Origin of the sequence: Micromonospora sp. NPDC005087 (genome assembly GCF_042872965.1) — a bacterium.
Taxonomy (GTDB): domain Bacteria; phylum Actinomycetota; class Actinomycetes; order Mycobacteriales; family Micromonosporaceae; genus Micromonospora.
In genome coordinates, this window is record NZ_JBIALB010000003.1 from 42193 (window position 1) to 51194 (window position 9002).

Sequence of the window (9002 nt, forward strand, 5' to 3'; positions counted from 1 at the left end):
GTGTCCACGTCGTGCGTGGTGACCGGCGGCGGCCGTGGCGTCGGCCGGGCCGTGGTGCAACGACTCGTGGCGACCGGTGCCACCGTCGTCGTGGTGGAGCGTGACGCCGACGCGGTCGACTGGCTGGCCGGGCACCCGGCCGCCGACCGGCTGGGCGCGATCATCGGCGACGCCGGCGACGAGCAGGTGGCCGAGCGCGCCGCCCACCTGGCGGAGCGCTCCGCGCCACTGACCGGCTGGGTCAACAACGCCGCGGTGTTCCGGGACGCCGCCCTGCACTCGGCGTCCGCCGACGCGGTGCTCGACCTGATCGGGCAGAACCTGCGCCCGGCCGTGGTGGGCGCCGCCGTGGCCGTGCGCCGGTTCCTGGCCGCCGGCGCGGGTGGCGCCATCGTGAACGTCTCGTCGCACCAGGCCCGCCGGCCGGTTTCGGGCGCCCTGCCGTACTCGACAGCGAAGGCCGCCGTGGAGGGGCTGACCCGTGCGCTGGCCGTCGAGTACGGGCGGCACGGCATCCGCGCCAACGCCGTCGCGCTCGGCTCGATCGCCACCGAGCGGCACGGCGACTTCCTGGCCGCCCAGGAGCCCACCCAGGCCGAGTGGATCGACGCCGAGCTGACCCGGCTGCACCCGGTGGGCCGGATCGGGACGGTCGACGAGGTGGCGGAGGCGGTCGCGTACCTGCTGTCGCCGGCGGCGAGCTTCATCAACGGGGTCACGCTGCCGGTGGACGGGGGACGGGCCGTGCTGGGCCTGGACCCGGAGGCCCGCTGACCACGGTGGCGTCATGGCCCATACCGACGTAGCCCAGCTGCCCGCCGACGCCCAGACCTTCTCCGAGCGCACGGCGGGTATCCCCGGGACCCGGGCGAGCGGGTGATCCCGCCCGCCGACCACCAGGTAGCAGTCGCCTTGCCGTAGCCAACGGCGTCCGTGGGCAGGCACTCGTCGAGCAGAATGTCCCAGTGCGGAATTTACTCGGAAGGAACAGATGATGAACGACGACGTCCGGGTGATCGGCGACCAGGCGTATGACGCCCTGATCCAGGGGTTCCAGACCGGGTCGTGGAAGAGCTTCTTCGACCTTTTCGGCGCGGAGGTGGACCTGATTCTGCCGGCGCCGCAGACCGGCCACTTCACCGGGCCCGAAGGGCGGGAGAAACTGGTCGCATTCTTCAGTGCCTTCACCCCCGGCACCAGCCGATTCGACAGGGTCGAGGTCATTCACAAGACCGTCGCCGAGGATCGCGTCGTCATCGAGGACTGGGCTCGGGGTGTCGCTTTCAACGAGCCCTACGCGGCCCGGCATTGCATTCACATCTTGGTTCGGGACGGAAAGGCCGTCGGTTTCCACGAATACAATCGGTCGCTCGACTGAGAGCGGTTTGTCGTGACGGCGGGCGCGCTCGGCGAGCGGACGCGCCGCCACCGCTGACCGCCAGCTGGCGTGACAACTCTGCTAACAGTGGATTCAGCGGACGCGAGTCAGTCGACGAAGCGGTCAGTGAGGTTCGTCGGCGGGTTGCTCGGGTTCAGCGCCGTGAGGTCACCCGCGGCTTCCTCCTGAAGGGACGCCAGGTGAATCAGCAGCGCCGGGCGGTCATGACGGTACTCGCCGAGGAGACGCAGCTTCGCGGCCGAGCAGGGCCAGGCGATCCGGCAGGTCCGGCAGCGCCACGAGGGCTTGATCACCGGGTGTTCCGAGCGGCCCGCTCGACGCCGCCGTCGGCCTTCACGTCGATGCGCGTCCACCTCCTCGGGGGTGAGCCCGACGGTGCCCCGCGCTGAGGTGTTTGAGGGTGAGTACGGTCATCCGCCGACCCTCACCGGGGTCCGGCTGACCGGCCGGCGACGTCCCGGTACGAACCTCGTGCAGTCGGTCGTCGGTGGCGTCCGGAGTGGTGAACCGCAGGGACCTCCACCCCCTGTGCACCCTCGGGCATGAAGTACAGGGAGCGCCGGGCCACGGCCGGCGTGGCGTCCTTCACACACGTACATGCCGTCGCCGCGGCGCACGGTCAGCCGGGCTGGCTGGCCTGGGCCGACGCGATCGTGTTGGAGTTGACCTCGATCGCCGCTGGCCTGAAGTTGCGCCGCAACCGGTGCCTGCGCAAGAACGTCGCGATCCCCGCCACGATGCTGGTCGCGGCGGTGCTGCTGTCGCTGGCGGCGCAAGTCGTCGAGGCCGAGGCGTCGCTGATCGGCTGGATCGCCGCCGCCCTGCCAGCGCTCGGTTTCTGGCGATGGTGAAGATCGCCCTCGGCCGTGCCGACCCCGCCCCACCCCCGTCGACCGTCCGGCCCGTGCGGACGGAGCCCGGACCGCCACTGACCGTCGACGCGTCGGTCCCGGACAACCGCCAGCCGCTCGCCACCATTACTGCCGCCGTCCGGGACCGCACGACCGCGGTCCCCGCCGCCGCGGACCGATCTGAGGTGGTCCCGGACCGCCCGGACGGCCAGCCGTCGGCCGATGACGGCGGTCCGGAGGTCACCGCGCTGGTCCCGGCCGCCCGGACCGCCGCCCGCACCCTCACCGTCGAGGGAACGCCGATGTCCCGCAAGGCCCTCGCCCGACAGCTACGCGCGGACGGACACCAGTTGTCCAACGCCACCGCCTCGGCGCTCGTACGCGTCCTGCGCGCCGAGACCACCTCACCCGCACCGAACCTGTCACCGGGGGAGGCCGCGTGACAGAACCCCAACCTGCGGCTTCTGTCAGAGCGAGCCGCCGCTGTCAGACCAGCTTGCGCGCCTGTCAGCAGGCCCGCGAGCTGACAGAACCTGACCGGACCTGTCCACGCGCTCCCGCCCGCGACAGCGGCCGGTGCACCCGCCGCACACCCACACCTCTGACCTTGGAGCAACAACAGTGATCACCCCACATGACGAATCTCAGCCGCGTCGCCGCTTCCGTCACCGGCCCGCCTCACACACACTCTCACCGTGTCGTCACGCCGGGCCCGGTGTGCGCGGCAGTGTAGGAGTCAGCGCCGATCCCCGTTCGACCGTCCGCCTTGATCCTGACCCCCAACCTGACCCTCCGTCCTCGCTCGCAGCCCAGGTCAACCCCCCTCACAACGACTCTGATCGGCTCCAGACAGACCCTCAGCTCTGGGGTCTCCCCCCTGGGGCTGCCCATGCGTAAACCCACACAGACCTCGGATCCGCTGCTGCGGCCTCAGGCCAGCATCACCGCCCGCGACGACCGGCTCCTCGGCTGGCTCTACGACCACGGCGTGTTCACCACCGACCAGATCGCCGCCGCCCTGTTCCCGTCCCTGGACTCCACCCAACGCCGCCTGCGCCGCCTCACGCTGCTGCGGGCGGTGGACCGGTTCCGGCCCAACAAAGCCGACGGAGGCTCCTACCCCTACCACTACGTCCTGGACCAGCTCGGCTACGACCACGTCCGCGTCCAACGCGGACTCGGCCGACCACGCCGGGACCAAGCTCGCCGCCGCAAACAGTCCCTCACCCGCCGACCGGACCTCCCGCACCTGCTCGCCGGCAACCAGGTCTTCATCGACCTCGCCGCCCACGCCCGCACTTACCCGGGCGGCAAGTTGATCCGCTGGCAGCCGCCTACCACGAACCCGGCGTCCTCTACCGCAAAGGCGGCAACCCGCAGATGATGGTCCACGGACCCACCGGACTGCCCCGCCCGGACGGCGCCGGGATGTGGACCGAGCGCGGACGGGCGGTGCCGTTCTTCCTCGAGTACGGCACCAGCGGCGAATGCCTGGACGTCCTTACCGAGAAGATCGCCAAGTACGAACGCCCCTACGCGATGAGCACCTGGGCGTGGCCGGTCCTGTTCCACCTTCCCTCCGCTCGGCGGGAGGCGAACCTGCACCACCGCCTCGCTGGCTTCAATCTGATGACGGTGAGCCGGCGACGGGACCGGCTGGAGGAGTACGTGGAGGCGGTGGTGATCGCGCGCCTGAGCCGACCGGATGCCGCCGCCCTGCTCACCTCGGACGATGACGGGGGAGAGCGGGAACGGGCCGCTCAGGCGGCGGAGCAGGTACGGCAGCGGCTCGACGACGCTGCGGCCAGCTTCGCGGCCGGGGTCATCACGGCCCGCCAGCTCGCCACGATCACGGGCCAGCTCCGCCCCGAGCTGGCCGCGCTGGAGGCTGCCGCCGCCCCACCGCCGGACCGCGCATCCGTGCTCGGGGAACTGGTGAGCGCGGCGGACGTGGAGAAGGCGTGGGACGCACTCAGCCCGGACGCGCGCCGGACCGTTGTCCGCCTGCTCATGGAGATCCGGGTGGACCGGGGCCGGCGCGGACCGGGGTCCAGCACGGACGGGATCGAGATTATCTGGCGCTGAGTTTCCCCGTCGCGCAATGGCATCCGTCAGTGCGCGACGGGGAAACCGGTCAGCTCTCCGGCGGCGGCGGCTCGTCCGCGCCGCGCGCCTTCCACGGCTGGTGCTCGGCGATCCAGCGCTCCACGTCTTCGGCCCACCAGACGGAGCCACCGGCCAGGCGGTCAACGGGCTCGGGGAAGTCGGGGCGGCTGGTGAGCTGGACGACCCGGACGCGCGACACGCCTAGGCGTTCCTGTAGCTCCGCCGAGCCGTACAACCTCCGGGCCATGCCCCGAGGATCCCGGCCGGACCCCCTTACGGAGTCGCAACCCCCCTTGCGGCCACCCGTCCGCGCTGCTCACCCGTCGCCACCCACCCCCTTGCACACTTGACAGGGGGTCGCTCGTTCGGTCCCCTATAGGGGCGGTCCGGGCACTTGAGCGGGGCTCGGTGCCCGGACCTGCACCGACTATGGGAGGTGGGGCCATGCTGGAGCGGGAGCTACCCCGATCGGAATGGGTGCCCATGCTGGCCAAGCGGATCATCCGGCGGCACTGGATCGTGGGCTACTGCGAACGGTGCGCCGGACGGACGGACGCGTGCCCGGCGCTGCGGTGGGCCCGGGACCGGGTGGGAGCGCACCGCCTGGCCGGCAACCGGCCTGCCCGGTACTGAGCGCAGACAGCACGAAAGAACGGCCCGCACCCGGAGGAGACCAATCCGGGGGTGCGGGCCGTCCGTCTGTGACCGCTCAGACCGGCTGAGACGCCTTCTCTCGCGCCACCTTGGCGGCGTGGCGCTCCAGGCCCGCCAGCGCCACCGCCGCGCGCTCCCGGGTCTCCCTGGCCGCTTCCACGGCGTTGCCGGTGATGGTCGTCCCGGTGCCGAACAGGCGGCCGCCGCTCGGAGACTCCACCACCTGCCGCACCCGGTCGATCTCGGCCAGGTCGGCCACTGCCGCTTCCAGCTCCGCCACCACCAGCTCCGCCACCACCAGATCCGGCCGCGCCAGTCCGGCGGCGGCCTGGCCGTGCAGGTAGGTCAGCCACTCCGTGCGGCGCTGCTCGATCCCGGCGGCTACCTGCTGCCGGACCTGGCCCACCGCGTCCCGGGTGCCGTCCGCCGTGATCTGTGCGGCCTGCGCCTGCTCCTGCCGCTCCCGGATCGACCGGGTGACCGTGGCCGCGTCCAGGGGCGCACCGGAGGCGGCGGCCTCCGCAGCGTCCCGGCGCGCGTCGGGCCCGGCGTTGTCCCCCGGAGATCAGGTGTTGGCGCACCTGCCGGGCCCGATCATTGTCGGTACCCGCCGCGCTCATGCGTCGGCATACCAGGACCTGGGTTTCCTCGACGCGGTCCGGCCGGCCGTCGCGCTGGTGCCGGTGGGCACCGGCAACACCTACGGGCACCCGAATCCGGGGTTGCTCGCCCGGCTGAGCAGGGGCGGTGCCCGGGTGCTGCGGACCGACACCGACGGCGATCTGGCGGCGATCGGGACGGGGGCGGGCCTGGCGGTGGTGCGCCGAGGCGTGCCGCCGGGTCGACGACCCTGAACCGGGCGGGGAAGGATGCTGGCGTGACTTCCGGTGGAAATTGCGCGACCAACGCGGTAAATGCTGGGGGTATACGAATTTCGAGGGGGATCAGGGTGAATGTCGGGATTTGCACTGACTGCGGGCTGTGCCGACTGAGCGGCGAATGACCAGGCACGATCCCGCCGTGGGCCGTGCGAATATGGGCGGCGTGACCCCCGCCAGCCTCGCCCCCATTCTGCTCGTCCTCGGTGATGAGGAGTTGCTCGCCACGCGAGCGGTGACCGAAGCTGTCGCGAAGGTACGCAGCGTCGACCCTGAGGTGGACGTCCGCGAGTACCAGGCCAGTGCGCTCACCGTCGGCGAGATCGCCGAGATGCTCAGCCCGTCGCTGTTCGGCGGGCGGCGGCTGCTCGTGCTGCACGCCGGGCAGGACGCCCGCAAGGACCTGGTCGCGGCGCTGCTGGCGTATGCGAAAAACCCCGACCCGGAGGTCCAGCTGCTCGTGCTGCACCTGGGCGGGGCCAAGGGCAAGGCGTTCGCGGACGGGCTGCGGGCTGCGGGCGCGACCGTGATCCCGGCGGCCAAGCTGCCCAAGGGGCAGAAGGGGCACCGCGACCGGGTGACCTTCGTCCGCGACGAGATCCGGCGGGCCGGCGGCAGGTGCACCGACGACGCCGCCGAGGCGCTGATCGCGGCGGTCGGCAACGACCTGCGCGAGCTGGCCGCCGCCTGCTCCCAACTGGTCGCCGACACCGACGGTCGGATCGGCGCCGACACGGTCGCCCGCTACTACCGGGGCCGGGTCGAGGTGAGCGGCTTCACGGTGGCGGACGCCACCATGGTCGGGGACGTGCCGGCCGCGCTGGAGGCGCTGCGTTGGGCCCTGCACGTCGGGGTCGACCCGGTGCCCATCGCCGACGCCCTGGCCGACGGGGTCCGCACGGTGGCCCGGGTGGCGTCGGCCGGGCGGGGCAACGCGTACCAGCTCGCCAGCACCCTCGGCATGCCGGCCTGGAAGATCGAGCGGGCGCAGCGGCAGGGGCGCGGCTGGACGCCCGAGGGGCTGGTCCGGGCCATGCAGGTCGCCGCCGAGTGCAACGCGGCCGTCAAGGGCGGCTCGGACGACCGGGCGTACGCCCTGGAACGTGCTGTCTTCTCGGTCGCGGCGGCCCGGCAGGGCAGCATCCGGTGACGGGGCCGAACCGTACGGCGTGGGCCACCATCCCCGCCGATGAGGAGCGTTATCGGCCGCTCTACGCCCGGCTCCTCGGCCTGCGGTTCGTCAACCCCGGCGGGGTGCTCTGCTTCCTCTTCTTCGAGGGCACGGTCGCGCTGGCCGTGCTGCTCGCCCTCGCCGAGCTGGTCACCTGGTGGGCCGTGCTGGTGCTGCCCGCCGTGGTGGCGGTGATGGTGAAGCTCAACGACATGGTGGCCGCGATCGTGGTGCGTTCCGCCGCGCTCGTGCCCGAGCAGGAACGGGACCGCTTCCGCCGGCAGATGGAGCCGGTGGTCGGCCGGGCCCGGGTGGAGTGGATCTCGCACACCGTTCCCGGCGTGGTGATCAACGCCGATCAGGTGCCACCCAACCGCCGCACCGACCCGTCAGACTGACCGGGGGTAGGGGCGGAGAACGTGCCCGCGGGTGGACACACGGAAGCCCCGGGCCGGGGCCCGGGGCTTTCCGAATCAGTCTGACGGCGAGTCGTCAGGCGGAGAGCGACACCACGCGCTTGGCGATCGCGGACTTGCGGTTCGCGGCCTGGTTGGAGTGGATCACGCCCTTGCTGACAGCCTTGTCCAGCTTGCGCGAGGCCTCCTGCATCAGCGCGGCGGCCTTCTCGACGTCACCGGCCTCAGCAGCCTCGTTGAACTTCCGGACGGCGGTCTTCAGCGACGACTTGACCGACTTGTTGCGCAGCCGGGCCTTCTCGTTCTGCCGGTTGCGCTTGATCTGGGACTTGATGTTCGCCACGCGACAGCCTCGTCTTGATAGCTCGGGTTGGTCAGCTTAGGTGCGCGAGATGACGAACATGCGTCATCGCTGCGCGAAGAGCCAGGTTACCAGGTCGCCCGGGACGAGCCAAAACGGCTCCGTGCTCGCGCGGCCGAACGCGCCGCTGATCCGGCCCGTCGGGGCCCAGGTTACGCCCCCGCCGGTCATCGCCAGCCCTGGCGGTGGGCGAGCCAGTCGAGCGCCTGCTCGCCACTCCACCGCTGGTGCGCGGGCAGGTGCGGCGAGGCCGTCACCGGGGCCGCGGCGGCGCCGGTGAGGAAGTAGCCGGCCAGCGCGGCCAGGGTGGCGTCCAGCGCGTCCGGGGGCGCGCCCGCGGTCACCGGGTGCGCGGCGAAGAGCCGGTCCGCGTCTAGGCCGCTGGCGTACGCGGTGAGCAGCAGGCCGGCCAGGTCGAACCAGGCCGGCCCGTGACAGACCCAGGTCCAGTCGCAGAACCAGGCCCGGCCGTCCGCGTCGATGAGCACGTTGTCCACCCGCAGGTCACCGTGGGTCAGGCCGGTCGCCCCGGTGGCGTACCGGGGGAGGCGGGACTCCAGCGCCACCAGCTCGGGCAGCCGACCCCGCACGGGCTCGGGCAGCGCCGGAGGTGGCTCCCGGCCGGCGGCGACCTCCTCCCACCAGAGGATGTCCGACCGGGCCAGGTCGGCCAGGTGCGGCAGGTCGAGCGCGGTCAGCCCGGTCGGAGGGTCGGCCAGCGCGGCGGCGACCTCGGCGTACCCGGCGAGCGTGGCGTCCAGCTCGGCGGGCGCCCAGGGTAGCCGCGGGGTGTGGCCGTCGACGGCGTCGGTGCAGAGCACGAACCAGCCGGCCTCGTACAGGGTCCACCGGGGGCGAGGCGCCGGCAGGCCGGCCGGCAGCCGGTCGAGGATCGCGGCCTCCCGGGCGTACGAGTCGACCAGGCGCGGTTGCTCGACGGCGGACGCGGCCTTGACGAAGGCCCGGCCGCCGTCGGCGGTGCCGAGCACGGCGGCGAAGCCCCGGGTGAAGCCCGCGCCGGCCACCCGGGCGGTGACCACCGGCGCGCCGAGCCGGTCGGCGATCGCGGCCCGCAGCGCCGCCGGCAGCGCCGGCCACGACGGGCGCAGCGCGCTCGCGTGGTACGGCACCGGAGGCAGCGGCGTCGGGGACACCCCACCATGCTG

At 72.6% G+C, this 9002-nt stretch carries 14 protein-coding genes and 1 pseudogene; 10 read left to right on the forward strand and 5 right to left on the reverse strand.

Annotated features, from left to right (window positions below; translation table 11 throughout):
- Together ACFYPS_RS08350 and ACFYPS_RS08355 are read left to right on the forward strand one after the other, a co-directional pair.
- Entirely contained in the window at positions 1–774 is a 774-nt protein-coding gene (locus tag ACFYPS_RS08350; protein ID WP_354965609.1) for an SDR family oxidoreductase, read from the forward strand.
- Between the two features lie 220 nt (positions 775–994).
- The gene (locus ACFYPS_RS08355) at positions 995–1378 is read left to right on the forward strand and encodes a hypothetical protein (RefSeq protein WP_354965608.1); all 384 of its coding nucleotides are present in this window, start codon (positions 995–997) and stop codon (positions 1376–1378) included.
- Positions 1379–1485: 107 nt separating this feature from the next.
- Here the strand turns inward: ACFYPS_RS08355 and ACFYPS_RS08360 are convergent, their stop codons facing one another.
- Positions 1486–1692, reverse strand: a complete 207-nt coding sequence (locus ACFYPS_RS08360) for a flavin reductase (RefSeq protein ID WP_354965607.1) — start codon at positions 1690–1692, stop codon at positions 1486–1488.
- Positions 1693–1941: 249 nt separating this feature from the next.
- Between ACFYPS_RS08360 and ACFYPS_RS08365 the strand changes: the two genes are divergently transcribed.
- The 4 genes from ACFYPS_RS08365 (at position 1942) to ACFYPS_RS08380 (ending at position 4335) form a co-directional block, all read left to right on the forward strand.
- Positions 1942–2250 carry a DUF2637 domain-containing protein gene (locus tag ACFYPS_RS08365; RefSeq protein WP_244298611.1) on the forward strand — a complete coding sequence of 103 codons (309 nt, stop codon included), beginning with the start codon at positions 1942–1944 and terminating at the stop codon, positions 2248–2250.
- Positions 2251–2303: 53 nt separating this feature from the next.
- Positions 2304–2693 carry a hypothetical protein gene (locus ACFYPS_RS08370; RefSeq protein ID WP_354965606.1) on the forward strand — a complete coding sequence of 130 codons (390 nt, stop codon included), beginning with the start codon at positions 2304–2306 and terminating at the stop codon, positions 2691–2693.
- 446 nt (positions 2694–3139) lie between these two features.
- Positions 3140–3634 carry a replication-relaxation family protein gene (locus tag ACFYPS_RS08375; RefSeq protein ID WP_354965605.1) on the forward strand — a complete coding sequence of 165 codons (495 nt, stop codon included), beginning with the start codon at positions 3140–3142 and terminating at the stop codon, positions 3632–3634.
- Positions 3631–4335 (forward strand): replication-relaxation family protein, encoded by a 705-nt coding sequence (locus ACFYPS_RS08380; RefSeq protein ID WP_354965604.1) that lies wholly within the window; start codon positions 3631–3633, stop codon positions 4333–4335. Before ACFYPS_RS08375 ends, ACFYPS_RS08380 begins: the two co-directional genes overlap by 4 nt.
- A 49-nt stretch (positions 4336–4384) precedes the next feature.
- On the opposite strand, the gene ACFYPS_RS08385 is transcribed toward ACFYPS_RS08380, so the two are convergent.
- Positions 4385–4603, reverse strand: coding sequence for a DNA-binding protein (locus ACFYPS_RS08385; protein WP_354965603.1), 219 nt, complete (start codon positions 4601–4603; stop codon positions 4385–4387).
- Between the two features lie 197 nt (positions 4604–4800).
- On the opposite strand from ACFYPS_RS08385, the gene ACFYPS_RS08390 reads away from it, so the two are divergent.
- Complete coding sequence (locus ACFYPS_RS08390) at positions 4801–4989, forward strand: hypothetical protein (RefSeq protein ID WP_387323653.1); 189 nt, start codon at positions 4801–4803, stop codon at positions 4987–4989.
- A gap of 76 nt (positions 4990–5065) precedes the next feature.
- Here the strand turns inward: ACFYPS_RS08390 and ACFYPS_RS08395 are convergent, their stop codons facing one another.
- Positions 5066–5416 (reverse strand): hypothetical protein, encoded by a 351-nt coding sequence (locus tag ACFYPS_RS08395; protein WP_354965601.1) that lies wholly within the window; start codon positions 5414–5416, stop codon positions 5066–5068.
- 211 nt (positions 5417–5627) lie between these two features.
- On the opposite strand from ACFYPS_RS08395, the pseudogene ACFYPS_RS08400 reads away from it, so the two are divergent.
- From ACFYPS_RS08400 to ACFYPS_RS08410, 3 genes and pseudogenes are all read left to right on the forward strand, one after another.
- Positions 5628–5864, forward strand: a pseudogene (locus ACFYPS_RS08400) (hypothetical protein); the annotation flags it as partial.
- Positions 5865–6045: 181 nt separating this feature from the next.
- The gene (gene holA, locus ACFYPS_RS08405) at positions 6046–7038 is read left to right on the forward strand and encodes a DNA polymerase III subunit delta (RefSeq protein ID WP_354965661.1); all 993 of its coding nucleotides are present in this window, start codon (positions 6046–6048) and stop codon (positions 7036–7038) included.
- The gene (locus ACFYPS_RS08410) at positions 7035–7457 is read left to right on the forward strand and encodes a hypothetical protein (RefSeq protein WP_354965600.1); all 423 of its coding nucleotides are present in this window, start codon (positions 7035–7037) and stop codon (positions 7455–7457) included. The genes holA and ACFYPS_RS08410 overlap by 4 nt, the downstream gene beginning before the upstream one ends.
- 94 nt (positions 7458–7551) lie before the next feature.
- On the opposite strand, the gene rpsT is transcribed toward ACFYPS_RS08410, so the two are convergent.
- Both rpsT and ACFYPS_RS08420 read right to left on the reverse strand, forming a co-directional pair.
- Positions 7552–7818 (reverse strand): 30S ribosomal protein S20, encoded by a 267-nt coding sequence (rpsT, locus tag ACFYPS_RS08415; RefSeq protein ID WP_210912321.1) that lies wholly within the window; start codon positions 7816–7818, stop codon positions 7552–7554.
- Between the two features lie 185 nt (positions 7819–8003).
- Positions 8004–8990 carry a phosphotransferase gene (locus ACFYPS_RS08420; protein WP_354965599.1) on the reverse strand — a complete coding sequence of 329 codons (987 nt, stop codon included), beginning with the start codon at positions 8988–8990 and terminating at the stop codon, positions 8004–8006.
- Positions 8991–9002 lie beyond the last annotated feature (12 nt).